At 65.2% G+C, this 24,673-nt stretch carries 15 protein-coding genes; 8 read left to right on the top strand and 7 right to left on the bottom strand.

Features of this window, described 5'->3' with window-relative positions; all coding sequences use genetic code 11:
• Nucleotides 1-35 precede the first annotated feature (35 nt).
• From QP997_RS05185 to QP997_RS05200, 4 genes are all read left to right on the top strand, one after another.
• Nucleotides 36-737, top strand: coding sequence for a TM2 domain-containing protein (locus QP997_RS05185; protein WP_284846441.1), 702 nt, complete (start codon nucleotides 36-38; stop codon nucleotides 735-737).
• Between the two features lie 70 nt (nucleotides 738-807).
• The gene (locus tag QP997_RS05190) at nucleotides 808-4,065 is read left to right on the top strand and encodes a DNA polymerase III subunit gamma and tau (RefSeq protein ID WP_284846442.1); all 3,258 of its coding nucleotides are present in this window, start codon (nucleotides 808-810) and stop codon (nucleotides 4,063-4,065) included.
• A 118-nt stretch (nucleotides 4,066-4,183) separates the two neighbouring features.
• Complete coding sequence (locus tag QP997_RS05195; RefSeq protein WP_015382056.1) at nucleotides 4,184-4,501, top strand: YbaB/EbfC family nucleoid-associated protein; 318 nt, start codon at nucleotides 4,184-4,186, stop codon at nucleotides 4,499-4,501.
• Between the two features lie 91 nt (nucleotides 4,502-4,592).
• Complete coding sequence (locus QP997_RS05200; protein WP_284846443.1) at nucleotides 4,593-5,441, top strand: recombination mediator RecR; 849 nt, start codon at nucleotides 4,593-4,595, stop codon at nucleotides 5,439-5,441.
• Nucleotides 5,442-5,717: 276 nt separating this feature from the next.
• On the opposite strand, the gene QP997_RS05205 is transcribed toward QP997_RS05200, so the two are convergent.
• The 6 genes from QP997_RS05205 to QP997_RS05230 all read right to left on the bottom strand — a co-directional run bounded on the left by QP997_RS05205 (nucleotide 5,718) and on the right by QP997_RS05230 (nucleotide 14,838).
• Nucleotides 5,718-6,737 (bottom strand): FAD-dependent oxidoreductase, encoded by a 1,020-nt coding sequence (locus tag QP997_RS05205; RefSeq protein WP_284846444.1) that lies wholly within the window; start codon nucleotides 6,735-6,737, stop codon nucleotides 5,718-5,720.
• A gap of 406 nt (nucleotides 6,738-7,143) precedes the next feature.
• Nucleotides 7,144-8,145, bottom strand: a complete 1,002-nt coding sequence (locus QP997_RS05210; protein ID WP_284846445.1) for a type 1 glutamine amidotransferase — start codon at nucleotides 8,143-8,145, stop codon at nucleotides 7,144-7,146.
• On the bottom strand, nucleotides 8,145-9,557 hold the full coding sequence (locus tag QP997_RS05215; protein ID WP_284846508.1) for a Mur ligase family protein: 1,413 nt from the start codon (nucleotides 9,555-9,557) through the stop codon (nucleotides 8,145-8,147). The genes QP997_RS05210 and QP997_RS05215 overlap by 1 nt, the downstream gene beginning before the upstream one ends.
• A 31-nt stretch (nucleotides 9,558-9,588) precedes the next feature.
• A complete protein-coding gene (locus tag QP997_RS05220) occupies nucleotides 9,589-11,439 on the bottom strand; it encodes a DNA polymerase III subunit epsilon (protein ID WP_284846446.1) in 1,851 nt (616 codons plus the stop codon).
• Between the two features lie 254 nt (nucleotides 11,440-11,693).
• Nucleotides 11,694-13,535, bottom strand: a complete 1,842-nt coding sequence (leuA, locus tag QP997_RS05225; protein ID WP_284846447.1) for a 2-isopropylmalate synthase — start codon at nucleotides 13,533-13,535, stop codon at nucleotides 11,694-11,696.
• A gap of 316 nt (nucleotides 13,536-13,851) precedes the next feature.
• A complete protein-coding gene (locus tag QP997_RS05230; RefSeq protein WP_284846448.1) occupies nucleotides 13,852-14,838 on the bottom strand; it encodes a class C sortase in 987 nt (328 codons plus the stop codon).
• A 535-nt stretch (nucleotides 14,839-15,373) separates the two neighbouring features.
• Between QP997_RS05230 and QP997_RS05235 the strand changes: the two genes are divergently transcribed.
• From QP997_RS05235 to QP997_RS05250, 4 genes are all read left to right on the top strand, one after another.
• Nucleotides 15,374-17,014, top strand: coding sequence for a SpaH/EbpB family LPXTG-anchored major pilin (locus QP997_RS05235; RefSeq protein ID WP_284846449.1), 1,641 nt, complete (start codon nucleotides 15,374-15,376; stop codon nucleotides 17,012-17,014).
• A 98-nt stretch (nucleotides 17,015-17,112) separates the two neighbouring features.
• A complete protein-coding gene (locus QP997_RS05240) occupies nucleotides 17,113-18,051 on the top strand; it encodes a class C sortase (RefSeq protein WP_284846450.1) in 939 nt (312 codons plus the stop codon).
• Nucleotides 18,044-18,889, top strand: coding sequence for an isopeptide-forming domain-containing protein (locus QP997_RS05245; protein WP_284846451.1), 846 nt, complete (start codon nucleotides 18,044-18,046; stop codon nucleotides 18,887-18,889). Before QP997_RS05240 ends, QP997_RS05245 begins: the two co-directional genes overlap by 8 nt.
• Nucleotides 18,890-18,894: 5 nt before the next feature.
• Nucleotides 18,895-22,056: a SpaA isopeptide-forming pilin-related protein gene (locus tag QP997_RS05250; RefSeq protein WP_284846452.1), complete on the top strand. Its 3,162-nt coding sequence runs from the start codon at nucleotides 18,895-18,897 to the stop codon at nucleotides 22,054-22,056.
• Nucleotides 22,057-22,346: 290 nt separating this feature from the next.
• On the opposite strand, the gene QP997_RS05255 is transcribed toward QP997_RS05250, so the two are convergent.
• Nucleotides 22,347-24,656, bottom strand: a complete 2,310-nt coding sequence (locus QP997_RS05255) for an Ig-like domain-containing protein (protein WP_284846453.1) — start codon at nucleotides 24,654-24,656, stop codon at nucleotides 22,347-22,349.
• Nucleotides 24,657-24,673 lie beyond the last annotated feature (17 nt).

The following is a 24,673-nucleotide window of genomic DNA, read 5'->3' on the forward strand; positions in this document are numbered from 1 at the left end:
GAAGGATTGAGGACAGGAGGTACGAGGAGGCGATGATGGCGAAGAACCCGTACTCTCACGGGCACTCCAACCCCCACGGGGAGGACCCGTTCATCGGCGACCCGATGGGTGGGTTCGGCGATTTCCAAAACCCGCACAATCCCATCGCCGACGAGTACCGCGACCTCTACGACGATCTGCAGGCAGACCACGCCGCGAACAAGTCCAGCTACCAGAACAAGCCTGGGTACCCGAACAAGCCCCAGTACAACCCCGGCCAGCAGTACGAGCCCAAGCACCAGGGGTTGCCCGGATTCCCCACCGGCATGGATAGCGCCGAGGGCAGCCATAGCGGCTACCACGGCCACGGCGGCCACGGCCTCGCCGCATCCTCCGCGGTCCCCGGCTATCCGAACCACGGCTCCAACGATTTTGATGCCATGCCCTCCAGCTCCCGCAACTCGATCGTCGCTGCTGTGCTGGCGGTGTTCCTGGGAACGCTGGGCGTGCACAACTTTTACCTGGGCTATCAGCGTCGGGCGAAGTGGCAGCTGGGGCTCACGATTTTCGGCTGGGCCACCTCCATCCTTCTCATCGGCATCCCGATCCTCCTCGCGGTGTACATCTGGTCGATGGTCGAGTTCATCATGATCCTCTTAGGCGCCGGCCATATTTCGAGGACGGGGACGGCTACCCGCTGCTGTGACACCGGCGGCGTCGTCGTCATGAAAAAAGGGAGGGCGGCCCCAAAGAAGTAAGCCGGACCGCAAAGGTACTGGGGGAGAAGGACCGAATTGGCGTGTCTGCCCCGCCGGGTAACCTAGGGGCGTGGCTTTATACCGGAAGTACCGCCCGGCCTCGTTTGCCGAGGTCGTGGGGCAGGAGCATGTAACCGAGCCGCTGTCCGTCGCGCTGGACAGTGGGCGCATCAACCATGCGTACTTGTTCTCGGGCCCGCGCGGTTGCGGTAAGACCTCCTCGGCACGCATCCTCGCGCGCTCGCTGAACTGCGTGGAGGGTCCGACGTCGACGCCGTGCGGGAAGTGCGATTCCTGCATCGCGCTCGCCCCTGGCGGCCCGGGCAGCTTGGACGTCACCGAGCTGGACGCCGCCTCCCACCGTGGTGTGGATGACATGCGTGAGCTGCGCGACCGGGCGTTCTACGCGCCCGCGGATTCCCGCTACCGCGTGTTCATCATCGATGAGGCGCACATGATCACCACGGAGGGCTTCAACACCCTCCTGAAGATCGTGGAGGAACCGCCGGAGCACCTCATCTTTATCTTCGCGACCACTGAGCCGGAGAAGCTGCTGGCGACGATCCGCTCGCGGACGCACAACTACCCTTTCCGGTTGCTCACCCCGCCGGACATGCGCGGCCTGTTGGAGCGCATCGTCGCCGACGAGGGCGCGGTGGTCGAGGACGCCGTGTATCCGCTGGTCGTGCGCGCAGGCGGGGGTTCGCCGCGTGACTCGCTGTCCATCATGGATCAGCTGCTCGCCGGTGCTGGCCCGGAGGGCGTGACTTACCAGCGGGCGGTGGCGCTGCTGGGCGTGACGGACTCTTCGCTGCTGGACCGTTCCGCGGAGGCGTTGGCTGCCCAGGATCAGGCGGGTTTGTTCGCGGTTGTCGACGATGTCATCAACGCCGGTTATGACCCGCGCCGCTTTGCGATGGACCTGTTGGATCGCTTTCGCGACCTGCTGATTGTCCAGGCGGTGCCGGATGCTTTCGAGCGCGGACTGGTGGATGTGCCGGCCCAGGAGCAGGACGGGCTGCGGCAGCAGGCCGAGGCGCTGGGGCCGGCGACGCTGACGCGGTGTGCTGCGGTGGTCAACGATGGTCTCGCGCAGATGCGTGGGGCGACGTCGCCGCGGTTGCTGTTGGAGATTTTGTGCGCGCGGATGGCGCTTCCGGCCGCGGGTATGACGGTGGAGGCGCTCGCGCAGCGTGTTGAGGCGCTGGAGCAGGGCACGGGGGTGCGCGCTGCCGGGCCGATGGGTGCTAGCGGTGGGCTGGCGAGCCCGGCCGTGGGCGCTGGGGCGACCCCGCAGGGGGATGCGTCGGGCCTGTCGAGCGGTAAGCGTTATGAGCGGCCGCGGCGCCGCAAGGCGTCGGCGGAGGCTGCATCGGTGGCGGCTGCGTCGGTGGAGTCGGGTGCTGTGAAGTCGCAGGACGCGGCGCCGCAGGAGGCGACGCAGCAGAACGTGGCGTCGCAGCAGCCAGAACAGCCGGGGAATGCTGCTGCTCAGGCTGGCCGGTCCACGCAGTCCGGTGAGTCTGGCCAGTCCGGTCAGCCTGGCCAGGAGGCCGAGGACCAGGCTGCTGAGCAGAGTGATGGGCAGAGCACCGCACAGGGCGCTGTTCCGGCCGGTCAGGGGGCAGCGCCCCAGCCGGAGAAGTCAGCCGTGCAGGAGGCCGCGGAGGCGGCTCGCGCCCAGCAGCCTGCGAATGACGCGCAGGAGCAGCAGGGTGCTGCAACAGCGGCGCAAGATGTGAATGATTCAGCGCAGGCTGCCGGGCAGGAGAACAGCACTGCCGGTGCTCCGGAGGAGGATCCGGCGATCGCCCAGGCCCGCGAGGCTCGGGAGATCATGGACCGCCGCCGGGCCGCCCGCGCGAACGCGGGCCAAGCGCCGCAGCAGGCGGGCGCAGGTCAGGCATCGCAGCAAGCAGGCGCAGGTCAGGCCCAGGGCGCTGGTGCCGTGGCCCAGCCACAGTCGCAGCCCAGCCCAGCGGCCAGCGGTGACGAGCCTTCTGCCCAGCAGTCCCAGTCGGGGAATGCCCAGGCCGAGAACACCGAGCAACCTTCCGGACAGCCGTCCGAGGAACCTGCTGAGGCGCCCGCCGAGGCTGCACAACCCACCGAGGCTGTTGCGAACACCGAGGCTGCGCCATCCGGCGAAGCCTCGCAGGTCGACGAGCAGGCCTGGCAACAGATCCTCGAAAAGGTGCGCGAGCACGACCTGAGCGCGTGGATCGCTGGGCGCGACGCCACCCTGGCAGCAGAGCAACCCACCGCGGATCAGATCGTGGTGGAGCACGCCACGGGCGCGCTGGCGAAGTTCGTCAACAGCGACCGCAGCGCACCGATTTATAGCAAGGCGGCCGAGGAGGTCCTCGGCACCGCGCACACGGTGGTCGCCACCGTTGGCGGGACTAACCCGGGAAAAGCCCAGGCCGGCTCAGCTGAGGAGGCCCCGGCTGAGTCGGCAACACCAACCAGCACGACCAGCGGGAACAGCACCAACGGTGCGGAGGCTAGCGAGTCAGCGTTAAGCCAGCCAACGGCAAGCCAGACAGAGCCCAGTCAGCACAGCCAGGCGGACTCCTCGCAGGCTGCGTCGCCTGCACCGACCGGTGTGAGCGATGCCGGCAGGCACGAGCCAGGCGAGGAGACCGGTGCGGGCAAGGCTGCCCCGACGCAGTCCGACCAGTCCGCGCCGGGTGGGGAAGCTGGAACAAGCCAGACTGTGCCGAAGCAGGCCAGCCAGCCAACTCAGCCGACCCAACCCGTCCAGCCCAGCGCGGGCAGCAGCGCCCTCGAGCGCGCCCGCCGCATGGCCGAGGCCAGCGCTGCCCAGGCAACGGCCCCAACCCCAGCCCCCCAGGGGCCAAGCCATCAGGAAGAGGCCAAGCCCCAGAGCGGCTGGCGTGCCCGCGCCGCGAAATACGCCGCCAGCAGGGAATACAAGCTCGCCAACGGCTTCAACGGCGTGCCCCTCCCCGACGAACCGCCGGAGGACCCCTGGGACTCCGGCCCCGGCGGCTACCCCAACGGCCCCACACCGGGTGCAGGCAACGCGGACCCCGGGCCGGTCGGCGGCGCCCCACAGGGCGGTCAGCCGGGCGGCCCACACCCCGCCGGGCAGCCCAACAACGGTAGCGCTTTCGAAGGCCAAGGGGTTGACGTCCCAAATCAAAGGACCCAACCCACCGACCCAGAGGAAGCCCTCCGCAGGCAGCAAGACGAAATCATGGACGACCTCGCTACTGGGGAGGCCGGGAAGCGCGAAACGCGGCCCGCCCTGGAGATCGCAGGTGAGCTCATCGAGAACATCCTCGGCGGCGAGCGCACACGCTAGGAAAACGCACAGAACAATACACAGTGAACTGCCACCGACAAGCTCCGACCGAATGGGTAAAGTGGCAGCCGAAGAAGAACAAAAACCCTAGAAACCGAGAAGCGAAGGAACAAGGAAAATGTCCCAGCCAAACATGAACGACATCATGGCCCAGGCCCAGCGCATGCAGAAGCAGCTGCAGGAGGCGCAGGCGGAAATCGTCGCGTCCTCCATTGTTGGGGAGGCCGGCAACGGCAAGGTCACCCTCGTACTCTCCGGCGGCGGCGAGGTTCAGGACCTGAAGATCGACCCGGAGGTCGTGGACCCGGAGGACGTCGAAACCCTCCAGGACCTCATCATCGGCGCATTCCAGGACGCCAACCAGAAGCTGCAGGACCTCGCCCAGGAGAAGATGGGCCCGCTGGCTGACCTCGGTGGCGGCGGACTGCCTTTCTAACACTTCGAACCCGCGCGGCCGGTGGGGGGGGCGGGGCGCGCGGGGCACGCATTACGGCTAAGCGCCACTGAAGAAACGGGGAAAGTTCACTTTGTTTGAAGGTCCGCTTCAGGACGTCATCGACGAGTTCGCCAGCCTCCCAGGCATTGGGCCGAAAAGCGCGCAGCGCATCGCCCTCCACCTGCTGGAAACCGCGACCGGCGAGGACATCGAACGTTTCCAAGCCGCGCTGGGGAATCTGCACTCCGGCGTGGCGTTTTGCCGTATCTGCCACAACATCTCCCAGGAGGACGTCTGCCGCATCTGCGCGGATTCCTCCAGGGACGCCAGCCTGGTGTGCGTGGTTGAGGAGCCGAAGGACATCCAGGTCATCGAGCGCACCGGTGAGTACCGGGGCAGATACCACGTGCTCGGTGGGGCGCTGGACCCGCTGAATGGCGTGGGGCCGGGGGAGCTGAACGTGACCGCGCTGGTACAGCGGATCGGTGGGGTGCTGCCGGACGTGGCGGTGAGCGCACCGCACGCGTCGGCCAGTGGGCCGGTGCAGGGGTCGCTGATGGACGGCGGTGCTGGTGCTGGTGGCGCTGGCTCTGGTGGCGGCAGTGGTGCTGGTGGCGCTGGCGTGGGCAGCGACGGCTTAGGCCCGGGCGGCAGCAGCGCGGCCCCGGGTGCGGGCGCGCCCGAAGGCGGTGGCAACGAACGCGGTGCCGACGAGGTCGAGTACCGCGAGGCCCCGGAGATCACCGAGGTCATCATCGCGACGGATCCGAATACCGAGGGCGAGGCGACGGCCTCCTACCTGGGGCGTTTGCTGAAGGAGTTCCCGGGGCTGACGGTCTCGCGCCTGGCCAGCGGGATCCCCATGGGTGGGGACTTGGAGTTCGTCGACGAGCTCACGCTCTCCCGCGCGTTCGCGGGCCGCACCCAGCTGAAGCTCTAGCCCATTTGGTTCTTAGCCAGCCCGGCCCGCTCACCCCGCTCCACTCGTCCGCTCTGCTCCACCGGCCCACCCCGCCCGCTGCGCCCTAACCCACCCCGCCCGTCCCTCTTATGTTTTGCAGAGTTTGATGCCGCTTTTGACCCAATTTCCGGCATCAAACTCTGCAAAACGCGCGGAAAAAGGGGCGGGGCTCGGGGGATCCGAACAGAGCACGTGAAAGAAGGGGCCCTCTAACCCAGCGCACGTGCGGAAAAGGCACGTGAATAAGGAGGCTTCCTAGGCCAGCTCCTCCGCGATCTCCCCAGCCACCTCGCGCGCGAAAGGCTGCACACCCATGATCGTGCCGGAACCGGGGCCCGTCGTCTCCCCGAGACCCACCAGGTAAAACCCGGATACAACGGAGCGCAACCGCCCCGAATCCGTCGTCCGCACCAGCTCGCGGAACGGCCGCACCGCCGGGCGGAAACCCGTGCACCACACGAGCTCATTGAAGCCCGCCTCCGTCAGCTCGTCCAGGGAGTCGAACATCGGTGTCGCTCGCAACGCACCCGAGTCCCGGGCCTCCAGTACCTTCGGCAGCATCACGATCTCCCCGAGATTGCGATCGCCACCGGGGTCGTCCTCACCAGCAAAAACAGCCTGCGCGCGTTCCCGATTCCGGCGGAACAGGACGCGCCCGTCGACGTCGTCGGGCATCCACCGCGGCTCGTGGCGGGTGAACCACGTGACCTCCGCGACGTCCGTGAGCTCCGCCGCGATCTGCGCCCCCGAGTTCGCCGCGCCGACCACCGCGACCTTCTTGCCGCGGAACTCTTCCGGCCCCGGGTACGTCGCGGAATGCCGCTGCCGCCCGCGGAAGGTGCCGGGCAGGAAGGGGACGAACGGTGCCGACCACGTGCCCGTCGCCGCGACGACGGTGCGCGCCCGGAACTCGCCCTCGCTGGTGTCGAGGACGAAGCCGCCCGCGGTGTCTGCGTTTACTTTCAGGACGTCAACAGGGCGCCGAATGTCGAAGCCATAACGTTGCTCGTACGCGGTGAAATAGTCGATGACGTGCTGGGCGTCCGGGTAGTCCCCGGGCCCGCGGTACTTCGGCATCAGCATGCCCGACATGTTGGAGAAACCCGGGGTGGAGAACAGAGTCATGGAGGGCCAGACGTGTCGCCACGCGGCGCCGGGGCCGGGCTGGTTGTCCAGGATGACTGGGGTGATTCCGCGTCTTTGCAGGTAGAACGCGGTGGAGAGCCCGGCCTGGCCGGCGCCGACAATGATGCAATCGTGGATGTGGGCGACCATGAGCACCGAATATACCGAGGGGAGCGGGCGCTCACCCGCTGGCCGCCGGGGATGGGCTCTGGGCGGGCGCACGCCCGCTGGCTGCGAGCCTGATGCGTTGTGCTCCCCCCCATGTGCGTTTTGCAGAGTTTGATGCCGGAAATTGCTCAAAAAGCGACATCAAACTCTGCAAAACGTGCAAAGGGTGCGCGCGAGGGGCGCGCGGGGGCGCGAGAGGCACGCGTTAAGGGGCTGCGCGAGCTAGGGGCGGGGCCCGATGTGTTTTGCTCTCCCCTTCCCCTCCCTCGTGCGTTTTGCAGAGTTTGATGCCGGAAATTGGTCAAAAAGCGACCTGAAACTCTGCAAAACGTGCATAGAGGCGGGGTAGGGGCGCGCGAAGGGGGTAGCCCAGGCGCTCGCGGGTGAACTAGCCCAGGCGCTCGCGGCGCAGCTGCTCCACCTCAGCGGTGAGTTGTGCCGCGAATTCACGGCCGTCCGGGCTCCCGGCACCAGCATCAGCACCTGCACCAGCGCCCGCCCGGCCAGCGCTCGCAGCGCGGCCCGCGCCGTGGCCAGCGTCCCCGGCCGGCACGCCCTCGAACTCCGCGATGCTGCCCGCACCCAGCGCCGGCAGCTCAGCCACGGTCGTCCCGAGCGCACGCGCGAGCAGCACGTCCGCGAGCTGCGGATTCCGCGCCAGCGCCGGCCCATGCATGTACGTCGCGATCACGGAACCCTGCACCGCACCCTCGTAGCTTTGCTGTTTCTCGCTGTTATTTACTACGACGTCAGCAGCCTCAACACCGTGCGCGTCCGTGTTTCCGACCATCCCGCCGCGGGCGCGCAGGATGCCCAGCGGGCGGGCATCGGGACCCAGAATCGTCGCACCCATGTGGTTGGCGAAGCCGGTGAGCGGCTCGGTCAGTTCGTTCAGGTCAGCGGCCAGCGACTGGGCACCCGCCCCGTCGCCAGCATTCGCGCCGCCCGCACCAGCACCAGCACCGCCGCCGTTACCACCCGGCCGGTAAGGCTCCGAGTGCAGCTCGCCGATCATGCGCTCGCCCAGCTGGGACGTCGTCGCATCCAGCAGACCAAGCCCCTCCGCGAGCTTCCCACCAGCGTGGAAGGACTCGCCGAGCACCTGCAGGCCCGCACAAATCGCGAGCACCGGCCGCCCCGACTCAGCCGCGCGCACCAGACCACCGTCGGCCCGCAGGTGCTCCGCGGCCAGCAGCTGGGCGACGTCCTCGCCGCCACCCAGGGTGTAGACGTCCAGCGTCTCCGGGACGGCCTCCCCGTAGCGGATGGTGTGGATCTCCGCGGTGATGCCGCGCAGGCGGGCGCGTTGCCGCAGCACGAGCGCGTTGCCGTCGTCGCCGTAGGTGCCGAGCACGTCGGGCAGTACCAGGCCAATGTTGAGTTCTGCCATTATCGTGCGTCCTCCTCGGTCGCGGTGGTTGTCGCCTCGCCGGTGGTGCTGATGGCATCCGTGCCGTTAGCCTCATCAGCCTCGACGGTTGTCGCGCCGCGCCGCTCCAGCTCGCGCTTCAGGTCGCGGAAGGCGGTGTAGTTCGCGAGCACCTCCACGCGGCCGGGCGGGCACGCCAGCACGGCGTCCACCGTGTCCTTGATCAGCGTGTGCCGCACCCCGGCGTAGCCCAGCCGCACGGCCAGGTCGGTGCCGCGCTCACCTGCGGCGAGCACCTGCTGGCCCTCGAAGTCTTCGAAGCGGACGTCCCAAATCCAGGAGAGATCCTGCCCGTCCGCGACCTGCCCGTTCACGGCAATGACGACGGAGTCCACGCCCCGGTCAATCATCGACAGCGCTTCCTGCCAGCCCGCGGGGTTCTTCGCGAGCATGAGGCGCAGCGTGCGGCCCTCGAACTCGACGAGGGAGTAGCGTCCGGCGACGTCCGTGACCTCCTCCGCGGCGCGCAGCGCATCCTTGACCGGCACGTCCATGACGACGGCTGCCGCGATCGCCTGGGCCGCATTGCCGCGGTTGGCGCGGCCGGGGAGCTGCAGGTTCATGGGCAGGGTCTGGCCACCCGCGCCAGCGCTAACCACGTCAGCGCCGCTCGCACCAGCGCCGCTCGCACCAGCACCACCGGCACGAGCGCCTTCCCCGGCATGGCCGAGGCCGTCTTTATCGACCCACCAGGTCGGCTCGGGCCGGCGGAACTCGCGCCCATCCGGGAGCTTCTTCACGGCGTACCAGTCGTCCTCGGTGCGAACGATGTGCCCGCCGGTGCGCGGGCAGCTGGTGGAGTCCCCCACGAAGCCGGCACCCGCGGAGACCCACACGACGTTCGGCGCGTCCCACGCCACGGAGGTGACCTGGACGTCGTCGCAGTTCGCGATCACCGTCATGTCCGGCCGCGCTTCCACGCAGGCTCGCAGCGCGCGTTCGATCTTGTTGATCTCGCCCACACGGTCCAGCTGGTCGCGGGTGAGGTTGAGCAGGACGAGCACGTCCGCGTCCAGCTTCTCCGCGATATTCGGGACGTGGAGCTCGTCGACCTCGAGCGCGACGACGTCCTTGCCCCTTCCCGCGAGCAGCGCGGAGATGACGCCGGCGTCCATGTTGTCGCCGCCCTCGTTGGTGGCGACGCTGTAGCGGGACTCCAGTGCGTGCGCGAGCATCCGGGTGGTCGTGGACTTGCCGTTCGTGCCGGTGACCAGCACCGTCGGGCGGCCCTGGCCGAGCTGCGCGAGGAGGTTCGGGTCGATGGCGTTGGCGATGAGCCCGCCGATCATTCCGCCCGCGCCGCGGCCGGTCTTTTGGGACGCCCACGTCGCGAGGTCTGCGGCCTGGCAGGCGATGCGGCTGCGCAGGCTCATGCGGCGAGTGCCGCCGTTGCCGTTCGGATTCTTAGTTTTCACGTTTGCCTACGTTAGTCTTGCTGCCTTGTCCGTTCGACCCGCGTCCGCCGCGGCCACGGCGACGTCCACCGCGCTTGCGTTTGCGTTTCGGCTGCTCGGAGTTATTTTTCCCGGTGTTCTTCGGGTTCTTGCCGTCGGTGTTCTGGCCGCCGGAGTTGTTCTTCCCGGCCTGGCTGCTGCCGCTGCCGGAACCGTTTTGAGCGCCGTCGTTGTTACGGCCGCCGCCCTGCGAGCCGCCGCCACGGCGGCGTCCCCCGCGCGAGCGCTTGCGCCGGTTACCGGAACCCGACCCCGAACCACCGGAACCAGACCGGCCGCCGCCGTGACCGCCGGAGCGCTGGCCACCACCACGGCCACTACCGCCACGGCCGCCACCGCTCCCACTGCGCTGGCCATTCCCTCGTTGACCACCCCGCTGGCCACCGCCGCGGCCCGCGTCGGTGTTCCGCGTCCCCTCGGCGACATCCTCGAGCGCGCCCAGGAACTCCTCGTCACTGAGCAGCGGAATGTCCTTCCGATCGGCGTGCATGGCCTTGCCGCGCAGCTCGAAGTTTTGATTGCAGACCACCAGGCTGGAGGTGCGGTTCAGCTTCTCGGAGTACACCAGTCCGGCCGCCACGCCCTGCTCGATGAGCTCGTCCGGATCGCGGGCGACGTCCGGGCTGACCACGAATTCCATGCCCGCGACGAGCTGCCAGCTACCGTCCTCGCTCTCCGGGGTGCCGGGGTTCTCGAGCGGGCGCGGGGCGTTGATGGCGTCCACGCGGATGGCGCTGCGCTGCAAACCGAACTGGTCCGCGGTCAGGTCCTCGGGGTCGAGGCGGACGACGTCGCCGCCGTCACGGTCTGCCTGTTCCTGCTGCGCTGCGTGCAGCGCCCCGAGCAGGCGGGCATCGGCGACCAGAAGCTCCTCGGCTGGCATGGCGGCCCGCTGGTCGGAGGCCGCCGCGCCGAGCTCCGGGAGAGCATCGGCCGGGGCGTTATGCGGGTAGAGCTGCGCGACCGCCCTGGCGCGGGGGTCCACGGCGGGCATCTCCTGGCGGCGAGTGGTGGCCAGGGTGTCGATCAGTACCGCCGGTTCCGGGGTGGGGATGGCCTTGCTGCGGCCACGCCCACGTCCCCTGCCGGAGCGGCCACGCCCACGGCCGCGGTTGGCGGCCCGCTGGGCCCGGCGGAACTCGTGGGTGATGAAACCCCAGGCGAGGGGGGCGTCGTGGAGGATCACCTCGCGGCCATCGAGGGCTGCCTTGATCTCCGCGGCGGCGGTGGCGAAGCCAATCTGCTGGGCGAGCTCGCCGGCGTCGAAGCCGTGCATGTGCCACGGGCCGGGGTCCTCGCTGGGGTTGAGGGCCTGGACGAAGTGGCCGGCCTCGGCGCCGTCGGCGTCGTAGTAGACCGCGGCCAGGGCGATGAGCCGGGCCGTGGTCGGGTGGATCCCGCTGGTGGTGACGGCCACCGCGACGGTGGGGGCGTCCTCAACGCTGGGCGGGGTGGGGATGGTGTGGGCCGGGCTGGGGTGCTCGGAGGGTTCGGCGGCGTTGCCGGTGGTCGCGGCGCCCGTGCCTGCGGAGTTCGCGTCTGCGCTGCCGGTGTCCGAGTGGCCCGAGCTCGAGTGACCCGGGCCGGGCTGGGCGGAGCCGTCCCGGCTGGTCTTGGGGTAGCTGGTGCCGTCTGCGTCCGAGCGTCGGCTGCTCGGACGGAGCGCTTCGGCGGCCTCGACGGCGGATGCGGAGGCGACGGCTGCCGCCGACGGGGAGCCGGCGCGGCGGCTGACCCTACGGCGGGCGCGGCGACGGGGTGCGGGGCGGTCGCCCGAATCCGAAAACTGCTGGTTATTCATTGGGAACCATGTTAGTCCACGCACCCCGCACCCACCCCGCGGGCGCGCAGCTTCGCCGCCCGTGCACACGGCGGTGCACCCGCGTCCACAGCTCACCCCGCGGGCGCGTGGCCCCGTGTTCCCTTCACCCCACGCTCAGTCCACGCACGATGGAGGGCGGGGCGGAGGATCGCGATCCCCACGCACGACGAAGGGCGGGGCCGGAACGCCACCTACGCGCCCGTGCCCCGCCCCGTCCCCCGGGAGCCTCCCTGCTAGCTATTCAGCGCGCGGTTGACCGCGGAGGTCACCGCCTTCAGGGAGGCGTAGGTAATTGAGCCCGCAATACCGGCACCCCAGACGCGCTGCCCGTTGACCTCGGCCAGCACGTAGGCGGCGGCTTCGGCGTCGTCACCGCTGGTGCGGGCGTGCTGGCTGTACTCCTGAACCTCCACGTCCACGCCCAGGCACTCCAGGGCGTTGCAGTAGGCGGCGATCGGGCCGTTACCGCGGCCCTTGAGGGTCTTCGGCTCGCCGTTGAACTCGATCTGGGAGGTCACGGCGGACTCCTCGCCCTCGTTCTGGCCGCCGTCGACGGTCGTGGAGATCACGTCCACCGGCGCGGTGCGGTCCAGGTACTCGGTGGCGAAGATGTCCCACATGGCCTTCGGGTTCACTTCGCCGCCCTCGGCGTCGGTGACTGCCTGGACGATGCCGGAGAACTCCACCTGCATCGGGCGCGGCAGGTCCAGGTTGTGGTCGGTCTTCATGATGTAGGCGACCCCGCCCTTACCGGACTGGGAGTTCACGCGGATCACGGCCTCGTAGGAGCGCCCGATGTCCTTCGGGTCGATCGGCAGATACGGCACCTCCCAGGTGACGTTGCGGACGGCCTCGGTCAGGGTCTCGGAGTCCGCGCTTGCCGGGTCCTCCGGGGTGTCCTCGGCGGCGTCGCGCTCCGCCATGGCTGCCAGGCCCTTGTTGATGGCGTCCTGGTGGGAGCCGGAGAACGCGGTGAATACCAGCTCACCGCCGTACGGGTGGCGTTCCGGGACGCGCAGCTGGTTGCAGTACTCCACGGTGCGGCGGATCTGGTCGATGTCGGAGAAGTCGATCTGCGGGTCCACGCCCTGGGTCAGCATGTTCAGGCCCAGGGTGACCAGGCAGACGTTGCCGGTGCGCTCACCGTTGCCGAACAGGCAGCCCTCGATGCGGTCGGCGCCGGCCAGGTAGCCCAGCTCGGCGGCGGCCACGCCCTCGCCGCGGTCGTTGTGCGGGTGCAGGGACAGGATGATGGAGTCGCGGCGGTTCAGGTTGCGGTGCATCCACTCGATGGAGTCCGCGTAGACGTTCGGGGTGATCATCTCCACCGTGGAGGGCAGGTTGATGATGATCGGGTTCTCCGGGGTCGGGTCGATGACCTCGACGACCGCGTCGCAGACTTCCTTGGCGTACTCGATCTCGGTGCCGGTGAAGGACTCCGGGGAGTACTCCCAGCGCCAGTTGGTGTCCGGGTAGTCCTGGGCGATTTCCTTGATCAGGTGGGCTGCGTCGGTGGCCAGCTTCTTGATGCCTTCCTTGTCCTTGCGGAAGACCACACGGCGCTGCAGCTCGGAGGTGGAGTTGTAGAAGTGGACGATGACGTTCTTCGCGCCGGCGCAGGCCTCGAAGGTGCGGCGGATCAGGTGCTCACGGGCCTGGACCAGGACCTGGATGGTGACGTCATCCGGGATCTTGTTCTCTTCGATGATCTCGCGGACGAAGTCGTAGTCCGTCTGGGACGCGGACGGGAAGCCGACCTCGATCTCCTTGTATCCCATCTCCACCAGCATGTCGAACATGCGGCGCTTGCGCTCTGGGCTCATGGGGTCGATCAGGGCCTGGTTGCCGTCGCGCAGGTCGACCGCACACCACTGCGGGGCGCGGTCGATGACCTTATCTGGCCAGGTGCGGTCCGGCAGGGTGATGTGGTCGACTTCCTCGAAGAATGGCAGGTAGCGGCGGTTGGGCATCTGCGAGTTGCGCTGCTTGTTCCAGGCTGGCTGTCCTGCTGGGATTTCCCCGTTGGGGGTCTGGATTTGGGCTGGTGCGGAGATGAAGGAGTCGGTGTTGCTCATGGTTTCTTCCCTAAGTTTTGTCGGTGTCGTGCTGTGGCAATGAAAAAACCGACCGGCATGCAAAAACCCCGCGACGGGGAGCCGGTCGGTTGTTGGTGTGTCTACCTACTAGGCCCCGCCGCGGCTAATAAGGAGAATGGCGCCGCCGTTGCGCGGGTGAGGGGAAATCATGTGCCCCAGTTTAGCGTGAAACAGAACACATGTCAGTTCCATTGCCCGGACGGGGGTGTTCACCTAGTGGGAATTGCTGTTGCGGGCGGGGGTGTGTTGGCACCGGTGGTTGGCTAGAGAGCGAGGTGGCGAGTTGTTCTGCCCGCTAGCTCGCCGTGGTGTCGCTGGCGTTGGGTGCGGCGGCCTCGCCGCCCTTCTGGCTGCGGAAGTTCTTCCACCACCAGCGGATCAGCAGCAGCACAATGATCGCGGCGGCTGCGAGGATGGCCCACATCCACCACTGCCACGTGGTGCCCTGCCCATCGAAGACCGATTCCTCCTGCGGGTCCATCGGCACGCGCTCGGCGGTGATGATCAGCCGGTGGGTATTGATGCCATAGGGGGTGCACGTGATGAGCGTGACCAGGTCCTTATTCGGCGTGCGGCGCAACAGGCTGGTCTTATCCGGGGTGACGACCTCGATATCCCGGACCTCGTACTTCAGCTTCTCGCCCGCCGCGGCGATGTAGACCGGGTCGCCCTTCTCGATCTGGTCGAGGTTGTCCCACAGGGTGGCGTTCTGCAGGCCGGTGTGGGCAGAAAGTGCGGAGAGTCGGCCCTCTGGTGGAGCGGGCGGGATGGAGCCATCCTCGCCGGGCTCCCCTGGTGCGCCGACGGGCAGGTCCGTGCCGTAGAGATGGCCCACCCCGCGGGCCAGCACGCGGTCCGAAGTGCCGTGGAAGATGGGCAGGTCGGACTTGATGGAGGGCAGCACGATGCGGCCCATGGCCTCGGTGTCGTTCAGGACGGAGAGGTACTTCAGGTAACGCTGATAGGCGGGGGAGCTCTCGTCGTCGGAGCTGGTCCAGGCATCGCCGGGGTCGATGTCTCCCAGGTTGGCGTTGTATTGCTGCGCCTCCTCCCAGGCCTTGTTGAGGATCTCTGGCGGGACGCCCTTTTCCAGCTGCGAATAGGCCTCGGCGGCGCGGGACTGCTGGTAGTTATTCCACTGGGTGGCGAGCACCGGGTATAGCAGCACGCCCAGGCCGGCGAGGATGAGGACGACGGCGATGATCGCGTTGGCGTTCAGTTTCTTGCCTCGGCGGGCCGGGGGCGCACCCGGCGTGTCCGGTGCGGGGGGTTGGTCTGTCATAGGTCCTAACCTCTGTTGAAGGGCTGGGGTTCGCCCCGGTGGAGCGTGGGGAACTGAAGTCTATTCTTCGCTGTGTGATTCGGGAAGGCTCAATTTTTCCTGTGAGACGCTTATCGCTCGCTACCCCAATAAGGGGGGGAGCGCATTGCTTGTGCATTTATAAAGAAAAAGTGTTCAATAGTCCAGGTGGGGCGGGTTTTGGGTCGTGCCCGTCAGGTTGGTTTTCAAGGGGAAGTAACGCATGTCTCAGCCGCTTTACCTGTGGGGATGTTGGACGAGCGCCGTTCGTTATAGGTTGAAGGTGTGCGATTCACTAGGTGGGGATCGCGGGACTGAAGTCCAGAAAAATGTTGAAGTCATAACAAAAGTGATCTGTCAACAAAGGGGTTTCGGTTCGCGTGACCACCAGCGAACTTTAAGGCGGATCGGCTTAACGGGCTTCCGAAGCTTAAAGGCAGCTAACCGGAGTGAATCGCTGAACGTCGAGGGGGCGCTACGCGCCCCAGTCACTACTGATGTAAAGGAATTCACTCCAGTGAAGAAGAACTCTCTGACCGTTCGTTCGGTCACTTTTGCCGCCATTGCTGGCCTCTCCCTGGGCATCGCTGCACCGGGCTCGATCGCTGTCGCTCAGGAGAGCACCATCAACCAGGCTGCCGGCAACTCCCCTCTGGTAAATAAGGACGCCAAGGGCTCGCTCACCATTCATAAGTTCGGTAACCCGACCAGCGAAGGTCAGCCGTCTGGTACCGAAGCTGACGTCCAGGACGTTATTGCCAATGGTGGCGAGAAGCTCGCAGGTGTCGGCTTCACCGTTTACAAGATCAACAAGACTGCAGATGGCGCTACCCCCATCGATGTCACCACCAACGAGGGTCTGCTGGCTGCTTCGAAGCTGAAGGCTGGCGAGTTCGCTACTGGTACCCAGGCGACTCAGGCTCTGATTGACAACGGTACCCTGACGCAGGTCGCAACCGGCACGACCGACCAGGACGGCAAGTGGAACGTTGGCCAGGATCTGGCTCTTGGCGCTTACCTGGTTGTTGAGACCGGTCCGAAGGAAGGCTATGACCCGGCTGTTCCGTTCATCGCTTTCGTTCCGATGACCAGCAATGGCAAGGTAGGCGACGAGACTCAGGGCACCACCTGGAACTACGACGTTCACGCATTCCCGAAGAACTACAAGGATGAAGAGCCGACCAAGACCGTTAAGGACAAGGACCAGAACGCCGGCGACAAAGCGCTGGTCTACACCGTCACGGGTACCGCTCGCCAGCTGAAGCCGAACACGGAGCGTACCCAGTTCCAGATCACTGACCAGATTGACCCGAAGCTGGAAGTCACCAAGGTTGATGTCAAGGTTGTCAAGGCAGATGGTACGGAGCGGGCTCTGTCCGAAACCGACGACCGCGACGGTAAGTTCTTCGAGGGCAACAATGTCGATGTCAACCTGAAGCCAGACGTTGCAAAGACTCTTGGTACTGGTGACAAGGTCGTCGTTACCATCACCACCACGCTGAAGCCGCAGTTCAAGGAAGCTACCGACATCGCGCCGAACACCGGTTTGGTCTTCCAGAACAACCCGGACGGTTCCGAGAACAGCACTCCGAAGGAGACTCCGAAGGTCAAGACCTACTGGGGTGGCGTGCAGTTCAAGAAGGTTGATGGCGACCGCAACGCTCTGGAAGGTGCCGAGTTCCAGATTGTCCGCCAGGCTGCTGGCCAGAAGTGCTCCGACATTGACACCACCAAGAAGGACTCCTGGACTCCGGTTAACGGCCAGCAGGGTGACGAGGTGAAGACCACCTTCGTCTCTGGCCAGGACGGTATCGTCAAGATTACCGGTCTTCACGTCAACGACTTCGAAGACAACGCTGAGGTTGTCGAAGGCGAACAGTCCCACTACTGCCTGATTGAGACCAAGGCTCCGAAGGGTAAGGAGCTGCTGCCGGAGGCACTCGAGTTCAAGCTGGTTGCTAAGCAGACTGCCCCGGAGCGTGTTTACGAGCTGGCATCCGTCCAGGTCGGCGCTAACCCGGGTGAGGTTGTTAACTCCGACGACACCACCCCGAACCTGCCGATGACCGGTGGCATGGGTGTCGGCATCCTGGCCGCAATCGGTGCCGCCATCGTGGCAGCCGGTGCATGGTTCGCACGCCGCGGCGCTAAGAACTAATAGCCCGCTGAATAGGTAAAACCTGGCCCGAAAAGGCAATCGCCCGGGCCAGGTTTCACCCACATCAAGCCAAGCAGAACCAGCCTCAGGAGTACCCCGTGGATCACACCCTCAGCACCAGCGTGGAACCGAAGAAGGAACCGCGCCGTGCCAACAGCACCAAGACCAGCCCCGTGCTGGCCGCGGTGCTCGTGATCCTCGGGGTGCTCGTGATGCTGTACCCGGTGACGTCCACCCTGTGGAACAACTACGTCGCTACGAAGGTCGCGCAAGACTACGCGAAACTCGAAAAGAACACCCCACAAGAGGTGAAGAACACCCAGAGGGAGCGTGCCCACGAGTACAACGAGCACCGAACAACCGGCCCCATCCTCGACCCCTGGCTCGCCCGCTTCGATCAGAACAACCCGGACTACCAGGAATACCTGGACCAACTCGACGCGAACGACGCGATGGCGCGCCTCATCTTCCCGAAGATCAAGGCAGACCTGCCGATCTTCCACGGGACAGATAATGACACTTTGCAAAAGGGATTGGGGCACCTCTTCGGCTCCGACCTGCCGGTCGGCGGCAAGGGCACGCACTCGGTGATCACAGGCCACACGGGCCTGGCGAACTCCACCATGTTCGACCACCTCAACAAGGCGGAGAAGGGTGACGCCTTCTACGTCCAGGTTTCCGGCGAGAAGCTGAAGTACGTGGTCGACCAGATCAAGGTCGTGCTGCCCACCGAAACCGAGGATCTCCGCCCGGAGCAGGGCAAGGACTACATCACCCTGATCACCTGCACCCCCTACGGGATCAACACGCACCGCCTGCTGGTGCGTGGCCACCAGGTCCCGCTGGACGAATCGGACCACGAAATCTTCGACAAGAACCACGGTGCTGGGTGGCAGTGGTGGATGTACGTCCTCGTCGCGGCAGCAGCTGTCGTGTTGCTACTGCTGCTGCGGTGGCTGCTAAAGCAAAAGCAGGAACGCGAATCTCAGGAAACGACAGAAACGATGAATGACGAAGGGGCTGGCGCAGATGACTAGCCACGCACGCGCGGCGCGGACCAGCCGCAGCCTCATGGCGGCCATCGCCCTCAGCGCTGGCCTGCTCGGCGGCGCACACGGTGCCGTCGGTATCGCCGAGGCAGCCAAGGTTGCCGGGCTCAGTGATCAGCCCGGGGTGTCCCGCGACTACGGGACCGACACGCTGAGCATCACGCTCTCCCCGGGCAATGGGGACCCACTCAGCCCCGCCACGGGCAAGGTCGCGGGCGTGACCATCAAGCTGGAGCAGCTGCAGGGCATCGACCCGGAGAACGCTGCGGACATGGCGAAGATCCGCAACACCGGCGCGAACAAGATCGCTGACTGGCCGACCGACCGCACGATCACGGCCGTGACCAACGACGCCGGCCAGGTCCGCTTCCAAGGCCTCGAGAAGGGCATCTACCTGGTCACCTCCCAGGCGCCGACTGGTGCTGCGGCGGGGGAGTACCGGGAAATCGAGCCCTTCCTCGTGGCGGTGCCTTTCCACACCGTCGCTGATAACCCTCGCCCGGTGGAGGGCGTGATCGTGGCGAAGACGAGCAGCACGGTTCCGCCGACCACCCCACCGACCGAACCTCCGGAGACGCCGCCGTCGACCCCACTGGGGACGCCACCGACGGCGCCACCTACCACCCCGCCCCCAGGGGATACCCCACCGGGCGAGACCCCACCACCAGGGGAGACCCCCGGGCCGGGCGATGAGCAAGAACGCGGACAGGGCGACCTGGCGATGACTGGTGTGCAGATCATCGGGCTCGTCCTCGCCGCAGTGGCGCTGATGGGCGCCGGGCTGTTGATGCTGTTGATCACGAAGAAGCGAAAGCAAGAAGGGTAGCGACGATGAAAATAAAGTTCATGGGTGTAGCGGCCGCGCTATCCGCAGCGCTTGCGCTGGTTTTCGGCGTCGCTATCCCGGGCGCGCTACCGAGCCTGCCGGCCCCTGTTGCGCAGGCGCAGACCACGGCGATCCCGGTGAGCCCGCAGAAGCGAGACTTCAAAGACCTGGATACCAGAAAGTACAACCCGCCGTTCGAGTTCACGGTTGAGGAAGACGCCACGATCACGAGCCTTGATTTTCAAATTGGTGGTTCTGGCTGGCTGAAGGCATACGAGCTGAAAGTCGGGAACACTACACTTTCCCCGAAAATTTCACCATCGGGCAGTGCACAGCAAGCTCCGTTGACGGTTACCCATGATGGTCTGAATATTGCAGTGAAAAAGGGCGAAATCATTAGAATTTCGCCGTACTTTACTGCGCCTAAAGTATCGGGAACGGTGTCCGTTAGCCCGAAGGGCACTTTGAGCGGCAGTACCCCTCCGCCAACCGAGCCGAACCCGGAGCCGCAGCCTGACCCAGAGCCAACTCCGGAACCGAACCCGGGGGCGTCCGTGACTCCTGCGGCGCCAACCGCAGTTGATCCAGCCACCGCGCCATCGTGTGTTGAGAAGGGCTACATCAACATTCCAGACACGAAGGGTGTCGACTACTTCATTGGTGGCGAGCGCAAGCAAGCCGGTCAGCATTTCTACGAGGGCAAAAAGGCCACCGTTAAGGTCACGGCGAAGCCGCAGAACGGATACCAGTTCGCTGCCGGTGCAAAGACCGAGTGGTCCTTCGACTTCAGCGGCGAGGTGAAAGACTGTTCAGATTCTTCTGAAGACCCCAAGCCACCGGCGGTCGAAGGGCGTCACTTTGATGCCATCGGCCACGAATTTGCAGTTAAAGCTGACCCAGTAGATCCGAAGAAGCCCAATGCTTTTACGGCTAAGGTGACTGAGGAATCTCACATGAAGTACGCAACCGTGCGTATCGAGACTGACGCGACCTTCTTGGACCCGCAGAAGTACAATCTCACCCTGGATCAGATCGAGCCAGGTGTCACCTTGCAGAAGCGCAACGTCAATATTGGCAATGGCTTCATCACTATGGACGTTGTTCCGGTAAAGGATGGCAAGCCGGTTGACTCTGCCGTCGTGCCGAAGGATGCGGTATTCACCTTCACTAATAATCTCTCGGAGAACAAGAATCTGAAGGTCACTCTTGATGTGTATGGCGAGAAAAAGAGTGAGCCAAAACCACCGGAGATTATCTCGCCACCAGATGGAGCTAAGTGGGTTCACGGGCGAGTTCCTAATCCGCCGATGCCGCAGCGTTGTGGCCTGCGCATTGCTGTGGTGGCCGACCTTTCGACATCGCTCCGCTACGCAGATACTAATGGTTTCGAGGCATCCAAGAATGCCGCGAATGCATTCATCGATTCCCTGCAGGGCACCCCAGCTGAGCTCGGAATCTATAACTTCGCAAGTAGCGGTCCGGCTAACCAGGCTGGGACGACACACGGTCAGAACCCACCCTATATTTCAATGCAGTCGGAGCAGGGCGTCCAGCGAGCCAAGGACGTAGTTAAGAACTGGAGCTATAACGCAAATAACAGTGCTACGAACTGGGAAGCGGGCCTGAAGCAGGTCAAGGATAACGACTACGACGTGGTGTACTTCATCACTGATGGTATGCCCACGACCTCCTCGACAATCAAGAGCAAGGGCATTGGTGGTGAATTCGTTCAGGCTAGTGCTCTCAACGACGCGATCAAGGCAGCCAACGAACTCAAAGCTGCCGGTACCCGTGTTGTGCCGATCATGGTTGACCTGACGCTTGGCGGAAATACGGGTAAAGATTGGGTTGTTGAGCAAGACTATGTCCTCAAGGACATCAAACGCATAGGTCTGTGGGACGAAGTGCCGCAACAACCTGGTGTCTACTACAGAATTGACTCCGGGATTCAAGGCGCGCGAGAAGCAAACTACAACGACAAGGAACGTAAAGGAACTAAGGAGAGCGGCGAGCTCATTATGGCGAACCTAGAGAGAGCCGCGAAGCTGGCGCCGAATCGGGCACTGCAGGTGTTTGAACGTGCTAATGGGAGGTCAAACACAGTTACTTCGGACATGTCGAAGTGGACCTACGGTCCGCGAGGTGTCAAAATCATGGGCGAGGATATCTCGGGCACTGGTCACACGGTGAGGGTGTCTAACTACAGCAATCTTGCCGACCAGATGAAGAAAATCGCCCAAGACGTAACCACACGATGCAATGGTGAGGTGACCGTCAAGAAGCGGATCGTTGACGAAAACGGCAAGGTTCTTGAAGACGGTGCCCCAGGCTGGGAGTTCACCCTCTCTGCCGGTGGTCAGGACATCATCGACCCAGGTAACGGCGAGCTCGTTCGGAGGTCGCTGAAGGCAACGTCCTCGGCCGACAAGGACCGTGGCACTGCCTCCTGGAACATCCAGAGCGAACAAGAGCAGGAACTGACTCTGGTAGAGACGCAGCAGCCGGGTTTCAACCTCTATAAGAGGGATGACAAGAATGCTGTGTGTACCGAAACCCGTGACGGGGTAACCAAACCTATTGAGGTCGAAAATGACGGCGAGTTTGGTTTCAAGGTCAAGATGAGCGAGCAAGATAAGAAGCTGTCTTCGGTGTCCTGCGTGGTTGATAACTACAAGCAGCCGGACACTCCGCCGGGCAAGTTGACCTTCAAGAAGGCTCAGTACGACGGCGATAAGATCGTGGAGATGCCTGGGCTGGGTGGCGCGACCTTCGAGATTTACCCCTCGAAGGACGGCAAGCCCGATTTCAGCGCTGGCAAGCCGCTCTACACCATCAAGCCCGGGCAGGAATCCATCAAGGTGGAAAAGACTGGCACTTTCTTCCTTGTCGAGACTAAGGCTCCCGAGGGGCTCAACCTGCTGGCCCAGCCGGTTGAGTTCCAGATCTCCATTGATGAACAGACCAAGAAGTATAAGATCTCTGCCGTCAGTACCAGCAGTGGACAAATCCAAGTGAGCGGCCAAGGCGATGCGATGATCCTGCAGGTCGCGGATACCGCGTCCGGCAAGCTGCCGAAGACCGGCGGGTACGGCGTGGGCCTCGTGGTTCTCGTCGGCGCCGCACTCGCAGGCGCGGGCCTCCTGCTCGGCCGCCGCAAGACCGCCTAAGCGCTAAGCCTAGGAAGGGTAGTGGCGCGTGAATCGCGCCACCCGGCCTTGGGGCGTAAACACACAAAAAAGGGGCGGGCACAGCACATAACGCTGAGCCCGCCCCTTTCGCATTGGGCTGCAGGCCGTCCGTCACTATCTCGGCGCCCACAACCGCTACCTCCGGTGCACACGAACCGCTGCGCACGCCAGATTCAGAGGCAAGTGATAAGACGGGATGGGACCGGCTTAGGCAGGCAAAGAAAAACCCAGGGTGCGTCGGTCCGCACCCTGGGTTCACACTAGGCGCTTTAGCGCTGGTGAAGGACGTGCATCACCGCAGCGATCACCGCACTGATCACGCCGATCGCACCGAGCGCAATCAGCAGCTTGCGCAGGATCGAACCGTCGGTCGAGCCCATGTCGGAGCCATCCGAACCACCCTGGTTCTGATCATCGCCGTTGTTACCGCCATTGCCGTCACCGGCGCCGGGGGTGTCCTCAACCTCGATCTCGTGGGCCTTGACCTCCACGGTGAGCTCCTCGGAGGCGGAAGGCTTCAAAACAGCCGTGACCACGCCCTCGTCATTAACGACCTCCTGGCCGCCGAAGACCGCGCGCACCTGGTGCTCACCGCGGGTCGGGAAGCGGTACTCGAAGCGAGCCTCCCCGGTAGTCGGGTTGACCGGCGCGGTGCCCAGGAACTCCTCACCGTCGAAGAAGGAGACCGTGGCGCCCTCAGTGATCTTCTCGTCGCCCTCGACGGTCACCTTCGCGGTGAACGCCACGGCGTCGCCGGTCAGCGGGGTGGCATCCAGGTCGACCGAGACATCCTCGCGGGTCAGCGTGGTTCCGGTCTCCACCTCCTTGGCGGTCAGAATCTCAAAGGTGACGGGCTCTGCCACAGCCTTGCTGAAGACCCGGCCGTCCACCTCGCGCTCCCGGACCTCCGCGGTGATCTTCTGCAGGCCAGCCTGCTCGAAGCCGTGCTCCACGCTCGCGTTGCCCTCCGCGTCGGTCTGCGCGGTGCCAACGCGAATCCCATTGGCACGGAAAATCACCTCGGCGCCCTCTGGGGAGCCTGCGGAAACCTCGTAGCGAGCGCTCAGCGTCCGCTTCTCGCCGACCAGGGCCGGTTCGACCTTGTCCAGCCGCAGGGTGGTCTTCGCCACCGGAGCGACCTTCAGCTCAAGCGTGTCCTCGGCACCGGAGACCTCCTGGGTCTCGTTCTCGAAGTCCGCGACGACGGCGCGCAGCTGCAGCGTGGCCGGCTCATCCGGCACGGTGGTCTGCAGTTCCGCCACCCCGTTGGCGGTCTTCGCGCGGCCGATTTCCTGGTCACCGTTGAAGAAGACGACTTCCACGCCGTCCTCGAGGGTGGTGTCAGCGTCCGGGTCCGCTGCCGGATCAGCCAGCTCAGCGCCGACGGCCGCGCGCAGGTTCAGCGGCAGCTTGCCGTCAGCTGGGGCAGTGGCGTCGACCTCGCCTGTGAGGTCAACGGTGGCCTTCAGCGGGGTGCGCGGCTTCGGGTTGACCGTCACCGTCGTGGTTGCCTCCGAAGCACCCGTGCGCCCCTCGACGCCCAGGTAGCGGGCCACAACCTTGTGCTTGACTGACTCGCGGTCCGCCAGCTCGGCGTAGGTGTAGCGCAGCTCCGCGACACCATCGCGAACGTCCACGGTGCGGCGCTGACCGTCGCCCAGGTCGAATTCGACCTTGCCCTCGGTGATGGGCTGACCATCCGTGCCCTTGACGAGGGCCTTCAGGGTGACCTCCCCTTCGCCGCTGGTGACCTCAAGGTCGGTGGAGGTCTCGTCGAACTCGGTCTGGGTATCGCGCAGGGCCACCGTGGTGCTGGTGAGGGTCTTACCGGCGGCATCCGCGGTGCAGTAGACCGCATCGGCAACGTTTGCCTTGGCGAGCATGGAGAGGGTGTTGTCCCGGTTCTCCTTGCCGGCGGGGCCCGCGCTGGTGCCTGCTGCTCGCAGGCCGGTCACGATCTTTGAGCCGACCGTGGTGGGGGCGGTGACGTCGAAGGCGATACGTGGCAGGCGGAAGGACTTGTTCCTGTCCACCGCCAGGCCCGCGCGAGGAACACTCACGAAGAGGAGGTTGTACCATTGGTCGTTCTCGTTCCCGCCATTGTTCACCGAGTTCGCGCCGTCCCAGATGCGTGCGAAAGCGCCATTGGCATTCGGCTTGCCCGAGGCGTCAACCCGCTGCACCACGGCCGCCGGGTTCGCGTTGAGCCCGGAGGCGCCCCCATCGAGGCGCAGGTTGCTGATCTTCACCCCCTGGGGCAGCGCGATATCGTACTTCATCCGCCCCGTGTCCTTTCCACCGGTGCGCATCCCGCCCGGCTGGACCTTGACGGTGAAGGTCTGGCCGGGGAGCACGGTCTCCGGGTACTCGACGGCGACATTATCCGGTGAAAGCGTCAGCAGGGATCCATTGGACCCAATCCCCTTGTCCTCAACGCACTGGTGGTTGACCCGCACCGATTTCTTGACAGGCGCGGCAGCACTCATGGGGGCAGCGGAAAGCAGCGTGAAACTCAGGGATAGGGAGGTGATGGCGCCCAGGGCGAGGCGGCCCGAGCGACGAGAAGGCAACAGAGTCATAGAAAAGTCCTTGCAGG

This window comes from Corynebacterium sp. MSK039, from assembly GCF_030232315.1.
Lineage (GTDB): Bacteria > Actinomycetota > Actinomycetes > Mycobacteriales > Mycobacteriaceae > Corynebacterium.